This window comes from Streptomyces sp. NPDC096046 (assembly GCF_040303285.1).
Taxonomy (GTDB): domain Bacteria; phylum Actinomycetota; class Actinomycetes; order Streptomycetales; family Streptomycetaceae; genus Streptomyces.
Genome location: NZ_JBEOSZ010000009.1, coordinates 83,952 through 104,008, shown reverse-complemented (window position 1 = coordinate 104,008; position 20,057 = coordinate 83,952). Strand labels below are relative to the sequence as shown.

General features: G+C 72.2%; 20 protein-coding genes and 1 pseudogene. 9 read left to right on the top strand and 12 right to left on the bottom strand.

What is annotated here, in order from left to right; translation table 11 throughout:
- The first annotated feature begins 65 nt into the window (after positions 1-65).
- Positions 66-641 carry an O-methyltransferase gene (locus ABTX62_RS10950; protein ID WP_352115866.1) on the top strand — a complete coding sequence of 192 codons (576 nt, stop codon included), beginning with the start codon at positions 66-68 and terminating at the stop codon, positions 639-641.
- Positions 642-696: 55 nt separating this feature from the next.
- Here the strand turns inward: ABTX62_RS10950 and ABTX62_RS10945 are convergent, their stop codons facing one another.
- The 4 genes from ABTX62_RS10945 to ABTX62_RS10930 all read right to left on the bottom strand — a co-directional run bounded on the left by ABTX62_RS10945 (position 697) and on the right by ABTX62_RS10930 (position 5,617).
- Positions 697-1,914, bottom strand: a complete 1,218-nt coding sequence (locus tag ABTX62_RS10945) for an MFS transporter (protein ID WP_352115865.1) — start codon at positions 1,912-1,914, stop codon at positions 697-699.
- Positions 1,915-2,051: 137 nt separating this feature from the next.
- Complete coding sequence (locus ABTX62_RS10940) at positions 2,052-3,104, bottom strand: endonuclease/exonuclease/phosphatase family protein (RefSeq protein WP_352115864.1); 1,053 nt, start codon at positions 3,102-3,104, stop codon at positions 2,052-2,054.
- A gap of 176 nt (positions 3,105-3,280) precedes the next feature.
- Entirely contained in the window at positions 3,281-3,931 is a 651-nt protein-coding gene (locus ABTX62_RS10935; RefSeq protein WP_352115863.1) for a TetR/AcrR family transcriptional regulator, read from the bottom strand.
- 84 nt (positions 3,932-4,015) lie between these two features.
- On the bottom strand, positions 4,016-5,617 hold the full coding sequence (locus ABTX62_RS10930) for an MFS transporter (protein ID WP_352115862.1): 1,602 nt from the start codon (positions 5,615-5,617) through the stop codon (positions 4,016-4,018).
- A gap of 200 nt (positions 5,618-5,817) precedes the next feature.
- On the opposite strand from ABTX62_RS10930, the gene panB reads away from it, so the two are divergent.
- The 3 genes from panB to ABTX62_RS10915 all read left to right on the top strand — a co-directional run bounded on the left by panB (position 5,818) and on the right by ABTX62_RS10915 (position 8,752).
- Positions 5,818-6,693: a 3-methyl-2-oxobutanoate hydroxymethyltransferase gene (gene panB, locus ABTX62_RS10925; protein WP_352115861.1), complete on the top strand. Its 876-nt coding sequence runs from the start codon at positions 5,818-5,820 to the stop codon at positions 6,691-6,693.
- A gap of 221 nt (positions 6,694-6,914) precedes the next feature.
- On the top strand, positions 6,915-7,934 hold the full coding sequence (locus ABTX62_RS10920) for an ATP-binding cassette domain-containing protein (protein WP_352115860.1): 1,020 nt from the start codon (positions 6,915-6,917) through the stop codon (positions 7,932-7,934).
- Complete coding sequence (locus ABTX62_RS10915; protein ID WP_352115859.1) at positions 7,931-8,752, top strand: ABC transporter permease; 822 nt, start codon at positions 7,931-7,933, stop codon at positions 8,750-8,752. Before ABTX62_RS10920 ends, ABTX62_RS10915 begins: the two co-directional genes overlap by 4 nt.
- A gap of 20 nt (positions 8,753-8,772) precedes the next feature.
- Here the strand turns inward: ABTX62_RS10915 and ABTX62_RS10910 are convergent, their stop codons facing one another.
- The gene (locus ABTX62_RS10910) at positions 8,773-12,051 is read right to left on the bottom strand and encodes an ATP-binding protein (RefSeq protein ID WP_352115858.1); all 3,279 of its coding nucleotides are present in this window, start codon (positions 12,049-12,051) and stop codon (positions 8,773-8,775) included.
- Between the two features lie 88 nt (positions 12,052-12,139).
- Entirely contained in the window at positions 12,140-12,736 is a 597-nt protein-coding gene (locus tag ABTX62_RS10905; protein WP_352115857.1) for a DUF6578 domain-containing protein, read from the bottom strand.
- A 103-nt stretch (positions 12,737-12,839) separates the two neighbouring features.
- On the opposite strand from ABTX62_RS10905, the gene ABTX62_RS10900 reads away from it, so the two are divergent.
- A complete protein-coding gene (locus tag ABTX62_RS10900) occupies positions 12,840-13,640 on the top strand; it encodes a site-2 protease family protein (protein ID WP_352115856.1) in 801 nt (266 codons plus the stop codon).
- A gap of 10 nt (positions 13,641-13,650) precedes the next feature.
- On the opposite strand, the gene ABTX62_RS10895 is transcribed toward ABTX62_RS10900, so the two are convergent.
- From ABTX62_RS10895 to ABTX62_RS10885, 3 genes and pseudogenes are all read right to left on the bottom strand, one after another.
- The gene (locus tag ABTX62_RS10895) at positions 13,651-13,830 is read right to left on the bottom strand and encodes a hypothetical protein (protein WP_283969852.1); all 180 of its coding nucleotides are present in this window, start codon (positions 13,828-13,830) and stop codon (positions 13,651-13,653) included.
- 72 nt (positions 13,831-13,902) lie between these two features.
- Positions 13,903-14,622, bottom strand: a complete 720-nt coding sequence (gene npdG, locus ABTX62_RS10890) for an NADPH-dependent F420 reductase (protein ID WP_352115855.1) — start codon at positions 14,620-14,622, stop codon at positions 13,903-13,905.
- Between the two features lie 45 nt (positions 14,623-14,667).
- Positions 14,668-14,987 (bottom strand): annotated as a pseudogene (locus tag ABTX62_RS10885) (sialidase family protein); the annotation flags it as partial.
- A 118-nt stretch (positions 14,988-15,105) separates the two neighbouring features.
- On the opposite strand from ABTX62_RS10885, the gene ABTX62_RS10880 reads away from it, so the two are divergent.
- A complete protein-coding gene (locus ABTX62_RS10880) occupies positions 15,106-15,708 on the top strand; it encodes a hypothetical protein (protein ID WP_352115854.1) in 603 nt (200 codons plus the stop codon).
- 70 nt (positions 15,709-15,778) lie between these two features.
- Here ABTX62_RS10880 and ABTX62_RS10875 read toward each other — a convergent pair whose 3' ends face one another.
- On the bottom strand, positions 15,779-16,012 hold the full coding sequence (locus ABTX62_RS10875) for a hypothetical protein (RefSeq protein WP_352115853.1): 234 nt from the start codon (positions 16,010-16,012) through the stop codon (positions 15,779-15,781).
- 58 nt (positions 16,013-16,070) lie between these two features.
- On the opposite strand from ABTX62_RS10875, the gene map reads away from it, so the two are divergent.
- Positions 16,071-16,928 carry a type I methionyl aminopeptidase gene (map, locus tag ABTX62_RS10870; protein ID WP_352115852.1) on the top strand — a complete coding sequence of 286 codons (858 nt, stop codon included), beginning with the start codon at positions 16,071-16,073 and terminating at the stop codon, positions 16,926-16,928.
- 111 nt (positions 16,929-17,039) lie between these two features.
- Positions 17,040-17,687 carry a biliverdin-producing heme oxygenase gene (locus ABTX62_RS10865; protein ID WP_352115851.1) on the top strand — a complete coding sequence of 216 codons (648 nt, stop codon included), beginning with the start codon at positions 17,040-17,042 and terminating at the stop codon, positions 17,685-17,687.
- 73 nt (positions 17,688-17,760) lie between these two features.
- Here ABTX62_RS10865 and ABTX62_RS10860 read toward each other — a convergent pair whose 3' ends face one another.
- Together ABTX62_RS10860 and ABTX62_RS10855 are read right to left on the bottom strand one after the other, a co-directional pair.
- Positions 17,761-17,961 (bottom strand): hypothetical protein, encoded by a 201-nt coding sequence (locus ABTX62_RS10860; RefSeq protein WP_352115850.1) that lies wholly within the window; start codon positions 17,959-17,961, stop codon positions 17,761-17,763.
- Positions 17,962-18,065: 104 nt separating this feature from the next.
- Positions 18,066-18,710: a PhzF family phenazine biosynthesis protein gene (locus ABTX62_RS10855; RefSeq protein WP_352115849.1), complete on the bottom strand. Its 645-nt coding sequence runs from the start codon at positions 18,708-18,710 to the stop codon at positions 18,066-18,068.
- Between the two features lie 192 nt (positions 18,711-18,902).
- Here ABTX62_RS10855 and efeO point away from each other — a divergent pair, with 192 nt between their 5' ends.
- Positions 18,903-20,051: an iron uptake system protein EfeO gene (efeO, locus tag ABTX62_RS10850; protein WP_352115848.1), complete on the top strand. Its 1,149-nt coding sequence runs from the start codon at positions 18,903-18,905 to the stop codon at positions 20,049-20,051.
- Positions 20,052-20,057: the final 6 nt, after the last annotated feature.

Sequence of the window (20,057 nt, the reverse complement as noted above, 5' to 3'; positions counted from 1 at the left end):
CGATCGGTCCGTGCCCTGACAACTGGTCAGGTAGCGTCGGGCCCACCGCGAAGGGGAGGCCGACCATGGCAGTGCGTGCTGTTCCGTCCCGTGTCGAAGCCGCCGAACGTCTCGCCGTCGAGGCGGGGTTCGAGAAGAGCTGCATCCGTGAGGTGGGCAGGCTGCTGAGGACGGCCGCCGCTTCGAAGCCCGGCGGGGTCGTCGCCGAGAGCGGGACCGGATCGGGTGTGGGGACGGCCTGGCTGCACAGCGGCCTCGGGGAGGGGGCGCGGCTCGTCACCGTGGAGCGTGAGGAGGAGCTGGCCCGTCGGGCGGCCGGTGTCTTCGCGGACGACAGCCGCGTCAGCGTCCTCACCGGCGACTGGCGGCTGCTCGAACCGCACGCCCCGTTCGACGTCTTCTTCTGCGACGGCGGAGGCAAGCGGGACGATCCCCGCAGGGTCGTCGATCTGCTGGCCCCCGGCGGGATCCTCGTCCTGGACGACTTCACTCCGTCGGCCCAGTGGCCGCCCCGGTTCGAGGGTGAGGTGGACGAGCTGCGCCTGTTCTACCTGACCCATCCGGACCTGGACGCGGCCGAAGTCCTCACCACGCCCGCCAGTTCGGCGATCGTCGCGGCGCGGCGCCGGGCACCCCGGTAGACGCGACGGCGGCCCGCGGGGCCTCGTCCCCCGGGCCGCCGCGCACCGCAAGCCGTCAGTGGTGTGCCGCTCGCGCCTCCTGCGGGACATGGCTCGCCACGATCCGCTCGCGTCCGGCGACCGGCGCCCGGCGGCGGTCCACCGCGTAGGCCAGCGACGCCACGGCCAGACCGAGGACGGCCAGGGCGACGCCGGCCGTGGCCGGGGAGGTGACGCCGAAGCCCGCCGCCAGGGCGAGGCCGCCGATCCAGGCGCCGCCCGCGTTGGCCAGGTTGAAGGCGGCCTGGTTGGCCGAGGAGGCCAGGGACGGGGCCGAGGAGGCCTTCTCCATGACCATGAGCTGCAGCGGGGAGCCGGTGGCGAAGGCCGCCATGCCGAGCAGGGTCACGGCCACGGCGGCCGTGAGCTCCGTGCGCATCAGCAGCGGGAACAGCGCCAGGACCGCCACCAGCGAGGTGAGGCCGCCGAACAGGGTGCCCCGCAGGGAGTGGTCGGCCAGGCGGCCGCCCAGCAGGTTGCCGGCGGTCGCGCCGACGCCGAACAGCGCCAGCAGCAGGGTGACGCCGGCGCCGGTGTAGCCGGCGGCGTCCGTGAGCATCGGCGTGATGTAGCTGTAGGCCGCGAAGAGGGCACCGAAGCCCGCCACGGTGGTGCCGAGCGACAGCCAGACCGGCAGGGAGCGCAGGGCGGCGAGTTCGCCGCGCAGGCCCTGGGCGGTGGTGTGCTCGTGGTCGTGCGGGACGAGGAACGCGAGCGCGGCGATCGCCGCCAGGCCGATGGCGCTGACGCCGAGGAAGGTCGCCCGCCAGCCGAGGTGCTGGCCCGTGAGGGTCGCGACCGGCACGCCCGCGACGTTCGCGACCGTCAGGCCGAGGAACATCAGCGAGACCGAGCGCGCCTTGCGCTCGGGGGCGACCATGTTCGTCGCGACGACGGCGCCCACGCCGAAGAAGGCACCGTGCGGCAGGCCGCTCAGGAAGCGGGCGGCCAGCAGCCAGCCGTTGCCGGGCGCGAGGGCCGACAGGGCGTTGCCCACCACGAACAGTCCCATCAGGCCGATCAGGACCGTGCGGCGGGACATCCTCGCGGTGACCGCGGCCAGCAGCGGGGCGCCGATGACGACGCCCAGCGCGTACACCGACACCAGGTGGCCGGCGGCGGGTATCGAGATGTTCAGGTCGTTCGCGACATCGGGCAGCAGCCCCATCATCACGAACTCGGTCGTACCGATGCCGAAGGCGCCCACGGCGAGGGCGAGCAGGGCCAGGGGCATGAAGGAGCCTTTCGAGACTTGCCGGGAGATCCGTACGCGTATGTTCAAGTACGGAACAAAGTCTCGCAGGCGCACTGTTCCACGGCGTCACGCCGTAGCTGCGGGTGTCGGCCCCGAAGAGCCCTGACCAGCGGTTTTCAGGAGCCGCTTGTGGCGACCCTCACACGGGCGGCGACCGGCAGATGGTCGCTGGCCGTTCGCGGGAGGGTCCACGAGCTCTCCGGTGTCAGGCCCCGGACCATGATCTGGTCGATGCGCGCCATCGGGAACGACGCGGGCCAGCTGAAACCGAACCCGTTGCCGGCCGCGCCCTGCGTGGAGCGCATCTGGGAGGTGACGGCGTTGAGCGCCCGGTCGTTCATGGTGCCGTTCAGGTCGCCGAGCAGGACCACGTTCTTCAGCGGTTCGTCGGCGATGGCCTCGCCGAGGTAGTCGGCGCTGCGGTCCCGCTGCCGGGCCGTGAAGCCGGCCTCCATCTTCACGCGCACCGACGGCAGATGGGCGACGTAGACCGCGACCTGCCCGGCCGGGGCGGTCACGGTGGCGCGCATCGCGCGGGTCCAGCCCATGTCGAGGTCGACGTCCCGGACACCGCTCAGCGGGTACTTGCTCCACACCCCGACCGTGCCCTGCACCGAGTGGTAGCGGTACGTCGACGCCAGCGCCTTCTCGTACGTGGGGACCGCGGCCGGCGTCAGCTCCTCCAGGGCCAGCACGTCGGCGCCGGAGGCGGCCACGTCACGGGCGGTGCCCGAGGGGTCGGGGTTGTCGGCGTTGACGTTGTGGGTGACCACGGTGAGGTCACCGCCGGTCGCGGTCTTGTCGCTGAGCTGGCCGCCGAAGAGGTTCAGCCAGACCGCGGACGGCAGCACCACCGCGATCAGCGCGGTCGCGGACCGGCGGACCAGGGCGAGGACGAACAGCAGGGCGACGGGGATCCCCAGCCAGGGCAGGAACGTCTCGATGAGGCTGCCCAGGTTGCCGATCCTGTTCGGGATGCGGGAGTGCAGCCCCATGACCAGGGTCAGCAGCACCGCGCACCCGGCCAGGACCAGCCCGCGGCGCCAGATCCGCGGATCGCCCCGCCAGGGACCCGCCAGCCGGTCGAACAGGCGCCGAAGCCGGGTTCCCCGGTGCTCGGGCCCCGAGCCGCCGTTGTCCGTCTCCGTCATGTACGCCTGCTGCGCCATACCGTCGCCTCACTGCCTGCCGTGCACACCATCGCCCCCGTGTCTTACGACCCTAGGGGATGATCCGTTCCGTTCCCGTCGTCCTCGACGGCCGTACAGGGGCGATGACGTCCGAGTCCCCGCGGCGAGTTCCGCTCACGCCCGCCGAAAGCGCCCTCTGTGACGAAACGCGCACACTAGGCCTCGTGGGAGGTCGAACTGACGGGCGGTGAGCTGTCGGGGCGCAGTCCCGCGAGCAGGGTGTCGACTATCTGCTCGGCGAGGTCGTCGGGAAGTTCGGCGTCCGGACTCAGCACGGCGCGCACGAGCATCGGGCCGACGAACAGGTCGTTCAGCAGTTCCAGGTCGAGGTCCGCGCGCAGTTCGCCGTTCTCCTGACCGCGGCTCAGGACCTCCAGACCGAGCCGGCGGCGCGGGGCGACGACGGTGGCGTGGTACGCCGCCCAGAGCTTCGGACTGCTCTTCATCTGGGCCTGGACGCTGTGCAGGATCGCCGAGGAGCGGTTGGCCAGGCCGCGCCGGCGCACCTGTTCCAGCAGGACCACGAGGTCGTCGCGCAGGGAGGTGCCGGGGAGCGGCGGGTCCGGCGGCTCGGCGGCGCGCACGACGTCGACGAAGAGTTCCTCCTTGCCGCGCCAGCGGCGGTAGATGGTGGCCTTGCCGACCCCGGCGGTGCGGGCGATGCGCTCGATGGACAGCTCCGCCAGGGTCACGCCCTCCTCCAGGAGCTTCATCACGCCCTCGATGATGGCGCCCTCGACGGCCTCGCTTCTGGGGCGGCCCCTCCCGGGGCCGTCGTGCGGGGGATGCCGTTCGGCGAGGCTCACGTCGCTGCGTCCTTTCCTGACCGGGTGGAGACCGTTTCCTGCTGCGCGGGAGTCTGCTGCGCGGGAGTGAATTCTCCCGCAGGCCTACGATCTGGTGTGCGACAACTCCTGCTCTCCCTCCGTCTTCCGGGGCGCCGGCGGCCTGCCCGGCAGGAACAGCGCCACGACGACCGCGCCGGCCAGGGCGACGCCCGCGCCCCACAGGGCGGTGACGTGCATCGCGTGCAGGAACGCGGCGTAGGCCGGGGCGACCAGGGACTCGCCCCGCGGCCCCAGCCCGGCCGCGACACCGAGGGTGGCCTCGATGGACTCCCCCGCGGTGTGGCGCAGGGCCGGGGGCAGCGCGCCGAGCTTGTCCTCGATGTCCGTGCGGTACGCCGTGGACAGCACCGAGCCCAGGACGGCGACGCCGAGGGCGCCGCCGACCTGCCGGAAGGTGTTGCTGAGCGCGGAGGCGGAGCCGGCCTTCTCGCGGGGCAGGGCCTGCATGATGACGACGCTGACCGGCGTCATGATGTGCGCCATGCCGGCGCCCATCAGAAAGAAGATCACTTCCAGGATCCAGATGGGGGTGTCCGCGTCCAGGGTGGCGAAGGCGGCCAGCATGGCGGCGATGACGAGCAGACCGGCCGTGGTCGTGACCTTGTTGCCGAAGCGGTCGACGACCAGCCGGGCACGCGGTGCGAAGATCAGCTGGGCGGCGGCCAGCGGCAGCATCAGCAGGCCCGTCTGCAGGGGCGAGTAGCCGCGCACGCTCTGCGTGTAGAAGACGGAGAAGAAGGTCACGCCCATCAGCGCGAAGAAGACCAGCGCGATGGCGGCGATGGCGGCCGAGAAGGCCTTGCTCCGGAAGTACGTGACGTCGATCGACGGGTGGTCGCTGCGCTTTTCGAACACGACGAACGCGACGAGCACGGCGAGACCGGCTCCGATGGTGGACAGCACGGTGACGTCGGTGAAGTCGGCGTGCTGGCCGCCCTCGATGATGCCGTAGACGAGCAGGACCAGGCCGACGACGGACAGCACCACGCCGACGGGGTCGACCCGGCCGGGGCGCGGGTCGCGCGAGTCGGGCACCAGCCAGAGCATCAGCGCGAGCGCGAGCAGCACGATCGGCACGTTGACGAGGAAGACCGAGCCCCACCAGAAGTGCTCCAGCAGCACGCCGCCGGTGATCGGGCCGATGGCGACGGCGAGGCCGACGCCGCCCGCCCAGACGCCGATGGCCTTCGGCTGCTCCTCGCGCTCGAAGACGTTCATGAGGACGGCGAGGGTGGCGGGCATGACGAACGCGGCGCCCAGTCCCATCACGGCCCGGAAGGTGATCAGCTCGCCCGCCGAGCCGGAGAACGCGGCGAACGCGGAGCCGATGCCGAACACGGCGAGACCGCCGAGCAGCGTCTTCTTGCGTCCCAGCCGGTCGCCGAGCAGCCCCGCGGTGAACAGCAGGCCCGCGAAGACGAGGGTGTAGGCGTTGATCGCCCACTCCAGCTCGCTCTGCGTGGCACCCAGGCCGGTGGGGGCCGGGGTGGAGATCGTCTTGATGGCGACGTTCAGGATCGAGTTGTCGAGCACGACGATCAGCAGGCTCAGCATCAGCACGCCGAGGATCGCCCAGCGGCGCCGGTGCACCGCTTCCGGTACGCGGGGGCCGGTGGGCGCGGCCGGGTCGGCAGAGGTAGTCATACGGTCGAGCCTAGAGCCTTTTCGATACGAGACCGTCTCGTATTGCAATCATCTTACCCGCCTCTTACACAGCACCGCCTGCGGAGCCGGGGCGGAACTCACGGGGGCTCCCCTAGCCCTCGGTGGCACGAGGTGCCACCATGGACGTGGTCCGGGGACGCCGTCAGGGCGCCTCGAGATGACGTGTGAGGAGCCGTGTAATGACGCAGCTTCCGGCTGCCCAGAGTGCTCGGGCGAAGTCCTCCGACAGCGGCAGGTCGCTGTACGGGGGCAAGGGCACCCGCCGTATCACCGTGCGCGACATCGCCGCCGCCAAGGAGCGCGGCGAGAAGTGGCCGATGCTCACCGCGTACGACGCGATGACGGCGTCCGTCTTCGACGAGGCCGGCATCCCGGTGATGCTCGTCGGCGACTCGGCGGGCAACTGCCACCTCGGGTACGAGACGACCGTGCCCGTCACCCTCGACGAGATGACGATGCTGTCGGCGGCGGTCGTACGGGGCACCTCGCGCGCCCTGATCGTCGGCGACCTGCCCTTCGGCTCCTACCAGGAGGGTCCGGTGCAGGCGCTGCGCTCGGCGACCCGGCTGGTGAAGGAGGCGGGCGTGCAGGCCGTGAAGCTGGAGGGGGGCGAGCGGTCGCACGAACAGATCCGGCTGCTCGTCGAGTCCGGCATCCCGGTCATGGCGCACATCGGGCTGACCCCCCAGTCGGTCAACGCGATGGGCTACCGGGTGCAGGGGCGCGGCGAGGAGGCGGCCCAGCAGCTGCTGCGGGACGCCAAGGCCGTGCAGGACGCGGGCGCGTTCGCGGTGGTGCTGGAGCTGGTCCCCGCGGAGCTGGCCGCCGAGGTGACGCGGGTGCTGCACATCCCGACCGTCGGCATCGGGGCGGGCGCCGAGACCGACGCGCAGGTGCTGGTCTGGACGGACATGCTGGGTCTGACCGGCGGGCGGATGCCGAAGTTCGTGAAGCAGTACGCCCATCTGCGTGAGGTCATGGGTGACGCGGTGAAGGCGTTCGCGGACGAGGTCGTCGGCGGAACGTTCCCGCGGGAGGAGCACTCCGTCCACTAGAGCCACAGCGGTACCACGGACAGCCCGTCGATCGTCCCCCGTCGACGGGCTGTCCCCCTTTTGCGCCTAAACCGGCGCCGCTCTCGCGGAGGTGGCTGCTCGCCGTCGTGGTTCCTCAATTGATGGTCGCGGTGGTCGTCGTTCGACGGTCGCGGTGGTCGTTGTCGAGGTGTCGGTAGCTTGTCGGTGATTTGTCGGTGGGCCTTGAGAACGTCAGTCCCATGACGCGAATCGACAAGCAGACCAGCGGCGCCGCTGTGACCGTGCGGGGGCTGGTGAAGCACTACGGGGAGACCAAGGCTCTGGACGGGGTCGACCTGGAGGTGCGGGAGGGCACCGTGATGGGGGTGCTCGGGCCGAACGGGGCCGGGAAGACGACCCTCGTCCGGATCCTGTCCACACTGCTCGCGCCCGACTCGGGGCGGGCCACCGTGGCCGGGTACGACGTCGTACGGCAGCCGCGGCAGCTGCGCCGGGTGATCGGGCTCACCGGGCAGTACGCCTCCGTCGACGAGAAGCTCCCCGGCTGGGAGAACCTGTACATGATCGGGCGGCTGCTCGACCTGCCCCGCAAGGAGGCACGCGCGCGTGCCGACGCACTGCTGGAACGGTTCTCGCTGACCGAGGCCGCCAAGCGGCCCGCGAGCACCTACTCCGGCGGTATGCGGCGGCGGCTCGACCTGGCCGCCTCGATGATCGGGCGGCCCGCCGTCCTCTTCCTCGACGAACCGACCACCGGGCTCGACCCGCACACCCGCAACGAGGTGTGGCAGGAGGTGAGGACCATGGTCGGCGACGGCGTGACGGTGCTGCTGACCACGCAGTACATGGAGGAAGCCGAGCAGCTCGCCTCCGAGCTGATGGTCGTGGACAAGGGCAGGGTCGTCGCGGGCGGGGGCATCGAGGAACTCAAGGCCAAGGTCGGCGGGCGCACCCTGCGGATCCGGCCGGCCGACGCCCTGCACCTGCGGCCGCTCGCCGCGCACCTGGACGACCTCGGCATCACCGGACTCGCGACGACGACCGTGGACAGCGACTCCGGGACCCTCCTCGTACCGATCCTCAGCGACGAGCAGCTGACCGCCGTCGTCGGTGCCGTCACGGCCCGCGGCGTCACGCTCGCCGCCGTCACCACCGAACTGCCCAGCCTGGACGAGGTGTTCCTGTCCCTCACCGGCCACCGCGCCAGTGCGCCGCAGGACACCGTGCCCACCGAGGACCGCGAAGAGGTCGCCGTATGAGTGCCGCCACCGTTTCCGCCCCCGCGCCGGCCGACGACGCCCGGATCTCCCTGCGCGGGCACCTGCGGCACACCGGTGCCCTGGTCCGCCGCAACCTGCTGTGGATCCGCCAGGACCCGGAGTCGATGGCCGACGCGCTGCTGATGCCGGTCGTCTTCACCCTGCTGTTCGTGTTCGTGTTCGGCGGCTCGATCGGGCAGGCGCTCGGCGGCGGGCAGGACCAGTACGTGCAGTACGTCATCCCCGGCATGATCGCGATGATGAGCATGACCCTCTCCCAGGGCGTCGGCACCGGCTTCAGCCAGGACTTCAACTCCGGTGTCATGGACCGCTTCCGGTCCCTGCCCATCGGCCGCGGCTCGGTGCTGTTCGCGAAGATCTCGGTGGAGCTGCTGCGGATGCTGTTCGCGACCGCCGTGCTGATGATCGTCGCCGTCGCGGTCGGGTTCGAGATCACGAACTGGCCCGGGCTGTTCGCGACCGTGGCCCTGTCCACGGCCTTCGCCTCGTCGATCATGTGGGTGTTCCTCACCCTCGGCGTGATCATGAAGAGCGCGCAGTCCGTGCAGGCGATGGGGTTCCTGGTGCTGTTCCCGCTGCAGTTCGGCTCGTCGATCTTCGCGCCGACGACGTCGATGCCGGACTGGCTCCAGGCCTTCACCGACTACAACCCGCTGTCCACCCTCGCCGACGCCTCGCGCGGTCTGATGGTGGGCGGGCCGGTCGCCCAAGACCTGTGGTTGACGCTCGGCTGGTCCGTGGCGATCACGGCTGTGATGGCGCCGGTCGCCATCCACAAGTTCCGGACCAAGAGCTGACCGAACGCGCCCGGTCCGCGTCAGACGAGGGCGGCGGCCTCCTCCAGGGAGAGGCCGCCGCCCTCGGCGTACGCGGCCTCGTAGGCCGGGTCGCCGAGGACCGCACGCGCGCGTCGTTCCGCCCGCTCGCGGGCCTCGCGCTCCTGCCGCGGGGCCACATGGCCCGGCGGCAGCAACGCGTCGGCGGCGCCGAGGCAGCGGGCCGCGTCCGCTGCGCGGTGCCCCCCGTCGAGGCCCGCCAGGGCTCCGGCCCCGATGGTCAGGTACACCGCGCGCAGCTGCGGTGCGATGGCGGCCGACAGCGGGTCGGCGGCCCGCTCCAGCGCCCTGCGGGTCCGGTCCAGACAGTCGTCGTAGCGTTCTTCCTCGGCGTCCAGCCAGGCCTCCACGCCAAGGATGAACGCGTCGAAGATGACGAAGCTGGCGATACGGAAATCCCGCCGCAGTCGGTGCAGTTGCTCGCGGGCCTCGGCGACGCGGCCCGTCAGGCCGAGCCGGCCGGCCAGGAACAGACGGGCGACGGGCATGGCCTCGCTGTGCGAGTCCTCACGCTGGGCGATCACCTCCCGCAGCAGCCGCTCACCGCGCTCGCCCTCGCCGGCCTCCAGCAGGGCGCTGCCGAGGCGGGCGGCGAGGACCGCTGCCTGGGCGCGGGCGCCGAGGTACTCGGCGTGGCCGATGGCCGCCTCGTAGTCGGCGGCGGCCAGGGCCCAGTCGCCTCTGCGTTCGCGGGCCTCGGCGCGGGCGGAGAGGGCCTCGGCGGTGCCCCAGGCGTCGCCGAGGCGCCGGTAGATCTCCAGCGACTCGTCGGCGTCCCGCGCGGCGTCGCCCGCCCAGTCGGTGCGGTTGGCGCTGAAGTTGGCCCGGATCTGGAGGCCGGAGGCCAGCTCCCAGTCGAAGCCGGGTGTCCGGCGACAGGTCTCGACGGACGCGTCCATGATGACGCGCAATCGGTCCATGTCGCCGGTGAGCATCACGGCGAAGGACCAGAGCAGGCCGGGAAGGCGGCAGTTCTGCGGCAGGCCGGGCTCATAGGTACGGGCGATGGCGCGCAGCTTCTCCTCGGACCGCGGGGTCTGCCAGGCGTCCAGTTCGGTGTCCATGCAGCCGAGATGGGCCAGATGCACCCCGCGCCGGGCCTCCCACAGGACTTCGCCGGTCATCGGGGGCGGGGCGTCGGTGCAGCGCTCCCACACCGCGGTGGCGGGACGGACCGGCTCGGTGAAGGGGTCGGGACCGAGCGCCATGACCTCGGTGCACCAGTTGCGGGCCTCGATGCGCAGGTCGCGCATCTGCCAGTACCAGACGAGGGACAGCGCCAGGCAGAGCGCCTCCTGCTCGTCGGGCATGGCGACGGCGTGGCGCAGGGCGGTGCGCAGGTTCTCGTACTCCCGCTCCAGCCGGTGGATGGCGGCGAGCTGGCCGGGACCGCGCAGCAACGGGTCGGTGGTGCGGGCGAGTTCACGGAAGTACGTCAGGTGGGCGCGCTCGGCGTCGGCGCGCTGCCCGGACTCGTCCAGCCGTTCGGCGGCGTATTCGGCCACGGTCTCCAGCAGCCGGTAGCGCATCTCCCCGTCGGCGGGCCCGCCGGGCGGGGCGGCGACGACCAGGGAGCGGTCGACGAGGGACCCGAGCGCCTCCAGGGCGGCCGGTCCGCACACGGCCTCGGCGGCGGGCAGGTCGCAGCCGCCGGCGAACACCGACAGCCGCCGCAGCACGTCCCGTTCGTCCTCGTCGAGCAGATCCCAGGACCAGTCGACGACGGCTCTGAGGGTCTGCTGGCGGGGCAGGACGGTGCGGCTGCCGGAGGTGAGGAGGCGGAAGCGGTCGTCGAGCCGGTCGGCGATCTGGCGGGGGGTGAGCATCCGCAGCCGGGCGGCGGCGAGTTCGATGGCCAGCGGCAGGCCGTCGAGGCGCCGGCAGATCTCGGCGCAGGCCTCGGGATCGTCCCCGATCCGGAAGCCGGGCCGGGCCGCAGCGCCCCGGTCGGCGAGCAGCCGCAGCGCGACCGGCTCGGGCAGCGGCTCCACCGGGCGCAGCAACTCCCCGGGCACGCCGAGGGGTTCACGGCTGGTCGCCAGGACGGTGAGGTCCGGGCAGCGCGCCAGCAGTTCCTCGGTGAGCCGGGCGGCGGCCTCGGCGACGTGCTCGCAGTTGTCGAGGATGAGCAGCATGCGGGGCCGGGAGCAGTGCTCGGCAAGCCGCTCGACGGGATCGTCGAGCCGGTCGGCGACGGCGGCCCTGATGCCCTCGGAGCCGGCGCCGTACAGCACGGTCTCGCGGGCCCCGACGGCGGTGAGTACGGCCTCCGGTACGGAGTCCGGGTCGTCGACGGGGGCGAGTTCGGCCAGCCACACGCCGCCGGGCATGGCCTCGCGCACGGTCTCCGCGGCCTCCTGCGACAGCCGGGTCTTCCCGGCGCCGCCGGGCCCGAGCAGGGTCACCAGCCGGGCCGCGGCGAGGTCCCCGCGAATGGTCTCGATATCGGTCTCCCGACCGATGAAGGAGGTCAGGCGCGCCCGGAGGTTCCCGGCGGACCGGCCCGGCCCCCCGGCGGCGCGTGCGAGGACGGGCGGGTCTCCCAGGCGGAGCAACTCCGCGTGGAGCGCTCGCAGTTCCGGCCCCGGGTCGGCTCCGAGACGGTCGGCGAGCAGACGCCGTACGTCCTCGTAGGCGTCCAGTGCCTCCGCCGTGCGGCCGACCTCCCGCAGGGCACGCAGGCGCAGGGCCTGGAGGGGCTCGTCCAGGGGATGGCCGTCGCACAGCGCGGCCAGTTCCGGCAGGGACTGCTCGGCCCGGCCGAGGGCGAGGGCGGCGGTGTGGCGGGCGCGCAGCACGTCCAGGCGGCGGATGTCCCAGCGGGGCGCCTCGGCGGTGCGGTCGGGCAGGTCGGCGAGGGCCGGGCCGTGCCACAGGGCGAGGGCGTCGTCGAGGACCACGGCGGCCTTGGCGGGATCGCCGTCGGCCAGCGCCCGCAGCCCCTCGCCGGCCAGCCGGTCGAACCGGTGCAGGTCGACGTCGTCGGGCGCGGCCGTGAGCCGGTACCCGCCCGCCGCGGAGGCCACGTTGTCCGCCCCGAGCGTCCGCCGCAACCGCGCGACCAGTGCCTGCAGCGCGCCCGGCGCGTCGGTGGGCGGGTCCGCGCCCCACACCTCGTCGACGAGCGATCCGGTGGGCACGGTGCGCCCCGCCCGCAACGCGAGCACGGTCAGCAGCGCACGCAACCGCGCCCCACCGACCGAAACGACCGTCCCGTCGGTGCGGAGCGCCTGCGTGGTGCCGAGGATGCGGTAGTGCACGGGCTCATTGTCTCCGGGGATGCGGGGGCGGGTCACGGCGGTTGACGGCGCGGCGGGCGTTCAGGGGGTGCCGGGAGCAGGCGCGGCATCAGGATCCTCGGCGGCGCCGGGCGCGGCCGGCCGGAGGCGAGAGAGGGGAGTCCGTGCCCGGCACGTCCAGGGTCACCACCACCCCCGATGCGCGCGAGTGCCGTCCCCGCCCGTCTGCCGACGGCTCCGCCTCGATCTCCCCGAACCACTTCGGGCACCGGTCCACCGTCCGCAGCCGGTGCTCCCCCGGCACCGGCTCGTAGGAGCGCGAGCCCGGCGCCGTCTCGGCCCAGGTCCGGGTCAGCACCTGCACGGCCCGCACGTGTCCGCGGGCCTCGGGCCACTTCGCGCCGTGCCGCTCCACGCACAGCAGCCCGACCGACCGGGTCCGGCCCCCCGGTTCCGGGCGCCGGGCCTCGTCGGCGAGGTCCGCCCCGAGGGCAACCGGCAGGCCCGTCTCCGCCCGCACCATCGGCACGCCGCCCACGTGCTCGACGACTCCCGTGATCTCCGTGAGCCGGTCGTGCCGGCCGCCGCCCGGCGCGGTGCCGGAGTCCCGGAGCAGCAGGGGCCAGCTCACCTCGTCCCCCACCGAGAACGGCGTACCGCAGCACTCCATCTGCCAGTCCTCGTAGTACACGTGCCAGAGCCCCATGCACCCACCCTCTCCGGAACCGACCACCCGCGCGAGACGTTTTTCACCTGCGCCCAGTACTGTCGGGCCGTCCCACCGCGTGTCCGAGAGTCCAGGGAGCCCCATGACCACCGTCACCACCCGCCACAGCGAGCGGCGGATCAGTCCCGTGTTCGTCGGGATCCTCGCCGTGACGGCGGTCACGGGATGGGCGACCTGGACCGGGTTCGCCGAGCAGCCCGGCGTCGCCGTGTTCCTGTTCGTGACGGCGGCGTGGATCGTCTCGCTGTGCCTGCACGAGTACGCGCACGCCCGCACCGCCCTGCACAGCGGCGACATCTCCATCGGCGCGAAGGGCTATCTGACCCTCAACCCGCTGAAGTACACGCACGCGCTGCTCAGCATCGTGCTCCCGGTGATCTTCGTGATCATGGGTGGGATCGGCCTGCCCGGTGGCGCCGTGTTCATCGAGCGCGGCCGGATCCGGGGGCGCTGGAAGCACAGCCTGATCTCGGCGGCGGGCCCGCTGACGAACGTGCTGTTCGCCGTAGTGTGCACCGCCCCGTTCTGGCTGGACGCGCTGGACGGTGTGCCGAACGACTTCCGCTTCGCGCTGGCCTTCCTCGCTCTGCTCCAGGTGACGGCCGCGCTGCTGAACTTCCTGCCGGTGCCGGGCCTGGACGGCTACGGCGTGATCGAGCCCTGGCTGTCGTACGGCATCCGGCGCCAGGTGGAGCCGTTCGCGCCGTTCGGCCTGCTCTTCGTGTTCGCGCTGCTGTGGCTGCCGGCGGTGAACGGCGTCTTCTTCGACGTGGTCGACACGATCCTGAGGTCTCTCGGGATCAGCGACGTCGAGACGTACTGCGGTCAGGAGCTATACCGCTTCTGGCAGGGCTCGAACGAGTTCTGCTCGGCGGCCCCCTGACGGGCCCGCGTCAGCCGGTGACGGACTTCCGCTGCTTGGCGCGCTTGGCGTAGTACCAGCACATGTTGGACGACAGGCCCGCCAGCAGCACCCACACGATCCCCAGGAAGCTGCCCCGGGTGAAGGAGACGACGGCGGCGGCCACGGAGAGGACGCAGACGATCAGGGCGTAGAGGGCGAGGCGGGGCATGGGGTGGACTCCTGTCGGGGGACACTGCGGCACTGCTGCTGCCGTCCAGTGTCCCCCATGCACCTCACCGGCTCACACGTCGGTGACGCGCAGCCCCGCGTGCGCCTTGTACCGGCGGTTGACGGAGATCAGGTTCGCCACCAGCGACTCCACCTGATGGGCGTTGCGCAGCCGCCCGGCGAAGATGCCGCGCATCCCGGGGATCCGCCCGGCCAGGGCCTGGACGATCTCGACGTCCGCCCGCACCTCGCCGAGCACCATCACGTCGGTGTCGATCTCGTCGACCTCCGGGTCCTGGAGCAGGACGGCGGACAGGTGGTGGAAGGCGGCCGTGACCCGGGAGTCCGGGAGCAGGACGGCGGCCTGCTCGGCGGCGCTGCCCTCCTCGGGCTTGAGCGCGTAGGCGCCCTTCTTGTCGAAGCCGAGCGGGTTGACGCAGTCGACGACGAGCTTGCCGGCCAGTTCCTCGCGCAGCGACGCGAGGGTCTGGCCGTGGCCGTCCCACGGCACGGCGACGATCACGATGTCGCTGCGGCGCGCGGTCTCGGCGTTGTCGGCGCCCTCGACTCCGTGGCCCAGTTCCTCGGCGGCCGCCTGAGCGCGGTCGGCGGCCCGCGAGCCGATGATCACCTTCTGTCCGGCCTTGGCGAGCCGGTAGGCCAGGCCCTTGCCCTGCGGCCCGGTTCCGCCGAGCACCCCGACCACGAGTCCGGAGACGTCGGGCAGGTCCCAGGGGTCCTTGGCGGGGGCCTTCTGGGCGGTGTCGGCGGCAGCACTGTCGGTAGAGGTCATGGCCCCGACTCTACGACCGCGTCACCGCGCCGGGAGGCTCAGGTCGCGCCGGATGGCGCCCTCGGTGGCGGGGCCGCGTTGCGCACGTGCACGAGAAGGACGCGGCCGGTGTCGAGGACGACCGGGGCCGGGTTGCCGGCGAGGGCGTCGCCGTGGTGTGCGGCGACCTGGAGCGGGCCCCGGGTGCGGCCGCCGTCCGAGGAGCGTTTGAGTACGACGTCGATGTTCCCGAAGTCGTCCCGGGAGGCGACCCGGCCCTCGCAGAAGGCGAGCAGGTCACCGGTGCCGGTGGCGACGACGGCGGGGATACGGAAACCGGCGTACCCCTCCTGTCCGGCGCGGAAGGGGACGCTGGTCTCGGTCATCGGCGGGTTCCTCCGGTCGTTCGACAGCGGTACGCGTGACCGGTCGGTCTACCCAGGCCGGGCGAATGCGTGGTGAACTCCACGTCACGAGTGCCCGGTGGGGGCAGGATGCGGCCCCATGGATGCGGTACGGGTCGCGCTGCTGCGGGAAGTGCTCGCCGGGACGGAGTGGCTGGGGGCCACCCGCCGCTTCGCGGGGGCGCTGCGCGGCTCGGTGGTGTCGCACGGGGGCGGGCTGCTGCTCGTCGGTACCCCGGAGTACGAGCCCTGGCATCTGGCCGCTCATCTGGTGGACGAGGCCGCCTGGTCGGGCACGCCGGAGTTGGCCCCGACGCTGGTGCGGCACGCCGCCCGCCCCTCGGATCCGGCGCACCTGGCGGTCGGTCTGGGCCGGCTGGAAGCGGCCCGGCGGGGCGAGACGTTGCTGGTGGTCGCCCCCGGGAACCCCGCCACGCCACTCCTCGAACGGGTGTCCGGCGCACGCCGTGCCGGTGCGACGGTCCTGACGCTCGGCCCGGGCCGGGGGGAGCTTGCGTCCGTGGCGCACGAGGCGCTGCCCGTCCCCGACGGCTCGGAGCTGGACCTCGACACGGTGCAGCACCTGGTGAGCGCGGCGGCCGGGGAGAACGCCCTGCCGACCCCGAGGGGGCGGCACCGTTTCCGGGACCGGATGGCGCGGCTGGCGGAGCACCTGACGGCACCGCCACCGGCCCGCTGGTGATCCGGGAGCGGCACCCGGACGTCACGGGCGCCCGGGGCCGCGGCTGCCGCGGCCCCGGGCGCGGGTGGGATCAGTTCTCGTCGTCCCGGCCGCCCGCCGGGGCGTCGTGCCACTTGGGGTCGTTCTCCCACTGGAGGTTGCGCTCACGGGCGGTCGCCATCGCGTGTTCGGCCTCCGGGCGGGAGCCGTAGGGCCCGAACCGGTCCTTGTTGGGGCACTCCGGCCCCTCCTCGACCTTCTTGTGCTCCAGGCAGTAGTACCACTCACCCGGCTTGCCGACCGTCCGCTTCTTGAACAGGGCCATGACCAGCTCCTCTCGCCTTCGACATGTTCCCCCCTGGCCGCTGGTTAGACTCGCTGGCATGTCTGGCCAGTCGCTGCTCGTCCCAGGGGAGCTGTCCCCCACCCGTTCCGTGCCCGGAAACATCCGCCGTCCCGAGTATGTCGGCAAGCCCGCGCCGACGCCGTACACCGGACCGGAGGTGCAGACGCCCGAGACGGTCGAGGCGATGCGCGTGGCCGGCCGGATCGCCGCCCGGGCGATGGCGGAGGCCGCGAAGCTGATCGCCCCCGGGGTGACCACGGACGAGTTGGACAAGGTGGCGCACGAATACATGTGCGACCACGGCGCCTACCCCTCGACGCTGGGCTACCGCGGCTTCCCGAAGTCGCTGTGCGCGAGCGTCAACGAGGTCATCTGCCACGGCATCCCGGACTCGACCGTGCTGCGCGACGGCGACATCGTCAACCTCGACGTGACGGCGTACATCGGCGGTGTGCACGGCGACAACAACGCCACGTACCTGGTGGGTGACGTCGACGAGCAGTCGCGGCTGCTGGTGGAGCGGACCCGGGAGTCCCTGGAGCGGGCCATCAAGGCGGTCAGGCCGGGCCGGCAGATCAACATCATCGGCCGGGTCATCGAGTCGTACGCCAAGCGATTCGGTTACGGCGTGGTCCGGGACTTCACCGGGCACGGCATCAACTCGTCGTTCCACTCGGGCCTGATCATCCCGCACTACGACAGCCCGCACGCGACGACGGTCATCCAGCCCGGCATGACGTTCACGATCGAGCCGATGCTGACGTTGGGGACGCACGAGTACGACATGTGGGACGACGGCTGGACGGTCGTCACGAAGGACCGCAAGCGGACGGCCCAGTTCGAGCACACGCTCGTGGTGACGGACACGGGCGCGGAGATCCTCACGCTGCCGTAGCTCTCCCCGCCCCCTCGCAGACCACCGCTCGGCCCGCCCTCCTCCCCGGGGGGCGGGTCGTTCGTTTCGGCGTCAGGTTTTTCCCGACAGCCCGTCGGGAAAAGGACGCCCATGGAATCCTTCTCCACGCTCCTTCGGGCCGCTTCTCGCGAACAGCACGAGGAGGTCAGGGGCTCGACCTTCATCGGCGACCTGCTGGGGCACAAACTGGGGGTCGACGCGTTCGCGCGCTACACGGAGCAGCTGTGGTTCGTGTACGGCGCGCTGGAGGCCGGCGCCCGGAAGCTGGCCGGCGACCCGGTGGCCGGCCCCTTCGTCCGGCCGGAGCTGTTCCGCGTGACGGAGCTGGAGCGGGACCTGGAGTACCTGCGTGGCCCCGGCTGGCGCACGACGGCCGACGCGCTGCCGGCCACGCTGGAGTACGCGGAGCGGATCACCGCATGCGCCCGCACCTGGCCGGCCGGCTACATCGCCCACCACTACACCCGCTACCTCGGCGACCTCTCCGGCGGGCAGATCATCCGCGACACGGCCGAGAAGACCTGGGGCTTTTCGAAGAAGGGCGACGGGGTCCGCTTCTACGTCTTCGAGGAGATCCCCAACCCGGCCGCCTTCAAGCGGACCTACTGCGCGCTGCTGGACGCGATGCCCGGTGACGAACTGGAGCGGCAGCGGATCGTGGCCGAGTGCAAACGGGCGTACGGGCTGAACAACAAGATGTTCGAGGCGCTGGGCGAGGAGTTCCCCCTGACGGCGTGAACGGGCGGGGCCCCCTCGCGCGCGGCGAGGGCGCCCCGGGTGCCGGCTCGGGAATCAGCCGGTCCCGTGCCGCTCAGATGTCGAACGGGCCGTTGTGGCAGACGGCCCCGCCCCACTCGATCCCGGCGGTCTCGGCCTCCAGCTCGCCGAAGTACGGGCTGCACACCACGTGGTGGTCGTCGCGGTAGCCCTGACCGTCGCCGGCGGAGGCCGTCGCCGCACCGGCGGCGGACAGGGCGGCGGTGAGGGCGACGACGGCCCGAGCGGATCGCATGCGCAGGAGACTGCTCTCGCGGTGGTGCCTGGTCACGCCCAGAGGTCCCCGCTCGCCGCCTCGCACACACGCGGTTCCACCCGCACGGAGGCGCTCCGCCCGGGTCAGCGTTCCAGGTGCACCCGGCCGCCGACCTCGGTCCACCCGTACGGCTGGGGCGCGGTCAGGATCTGCGAGCCCGCGCCCTGGGTGATGTTGAGGGCCCGGCCGAGCCGGTCGGTGAGCAGCAGGGCCGCGGCCCCCGTCGCCTCGTCCTCGTCGATGCCGTCGCCCCGGCCGGGGAAGGCCCGGGCCCGGATCCGCCCGGCGGGCTCGTCCTCCCACGCCCAGGCGTACACCCACTCCCCCGGCGGCGGCACGGCCAGGTCGTCGACCTCGGCGGCGGTGCCGTACTGCCGCAGCGTCCGCGCCGGCACCCACTCCGCGCGGGCCTCGATCCAGCAGAACTCCCCGTCCTGCCGGGCACCGACCACTCCGGCGGGCGTGACCAGCTCGGGCACGTCCAGCAGCCATGCCGCCCCCACGCAGGGATGCCCGGCGAAGGGCAGCCGCAGCGTCGGCGTGTAGAGGTCGATCACTCCGCGCTCGGGGTCGTCGACGAACACGGTGTCGCCGAATCCGACCTTCGCGGCGAACGCCTGCCGCTCGTCCCGCTCGGGCAGCACGGATCCTTCGCGCACGACCCCGAGCTCATTGCCGTACCCACCGTTCGGTCCGCAGAAGACGCGCAGCACGTCGTAGTCAGTCACGAGAGGAATTCTCACATCGCCGGGGCGGCCGGGCCGTCCCGGGCGGCGTCACCGCCGGGCAGGCCGTGACGCAGGGAGCGCAGTCGACCTTTGACGTTCCTTGACCCATCCATGGGAGCGATTTTGAGCCACTTAGGTAATCCTTATGTGCCGTCTTAGGCGAGCCTCACCTTCCTGTCTCCTGGAGCCCATATGCGACCCGCCCGTCCCGCTTCCGTCGTCATCGCCGCCGCGGCGGCCCTGGCCGCCGTCACCGGCTGCACCGAGAAGAGCGACGCGAAGGACGGCGGCCACGTCATCAACGTGACGGCGACGGACGACACGTGCGAGGTGTCGAAGAAGGAGTTCCCGGCCGGGCACGTCGAGCTGGCCGTCGAGAACAAGGGCTCCAAGGTCACCGAGGTCTACGTCCTCTTCCCCGACGACCGCGTGGTCACCGAGCGGGAGAACATAGGCCCCGGCACCAAGCAGCGGGTCACCGCCGAGGTCAAGGCCGGTGACTACCAGATCGCCTGCAAGCCGGGGATGAAGGGCGACGGTATCCGCCAGGCCGTCAAGGCCACCGGCGGCAAGGCCGTCCAGCGCGACCCGCGTCTGGACAAGGCCGTGGCGGCCTACCGCGCCTACGCGCAGCAGCAGGCCGACGAGACGCTGCCGAAGGCCGAGGCGTTCGCCGAGGCCGTCAAGGACGGCGACCTCGAAGCGGCGAGGAAGGCGTACGCGCCCTCCCGCATCGGCTGGGAGCGCACCGAGCCGGTCGCCGAGTCGTTCGGTGACATCGACCCCAAGGTCGACGTCCGCGAGGACGGTCTGGAGGACGGCCAGGACCCGGCCACCGACTGGACGGGCTGGCACCGCCTGGAGAAGGCCCTCTGGCAGGACAAGAAGATCGGCGACCGCGAGAAGGAACTCGCCGACCTGCTGATCAAGGACCTGAAGGACTGGCAGAACCGGGTCGGCAAGGCCGAGATCACCCCGACGTCCATGGCCAACGGCGCCAAGGAACTCCTCGACGAGGTCGCCACCGGCAAGGTCACCGGCGAGGAGGAGCGCTACTCGCACACCGACCTGGTCGACTTCAAGGCCAACGTCGAGGGCGCGCACAAGTCGTACGACCTGCTGAAGCCGGTCGCCAAGGAGAACGACGCGGCTCTCGTCACCGAACTCGACGAGCAGTTCGCGGCCCTGGACAAGCTGCTCGACCGGTACCGCCCGAACCCGACGTCGTACGGCTTCACCTCCTACGACAAGGTCGGCAAGGCCGACCGCAAGGAGCTCTCGGACGCGGTCAACGCCCTGGCGGAGCCGCTGTCGAAGCTCGCCGCGGCCGTGGTGAAGTAGGCGGGG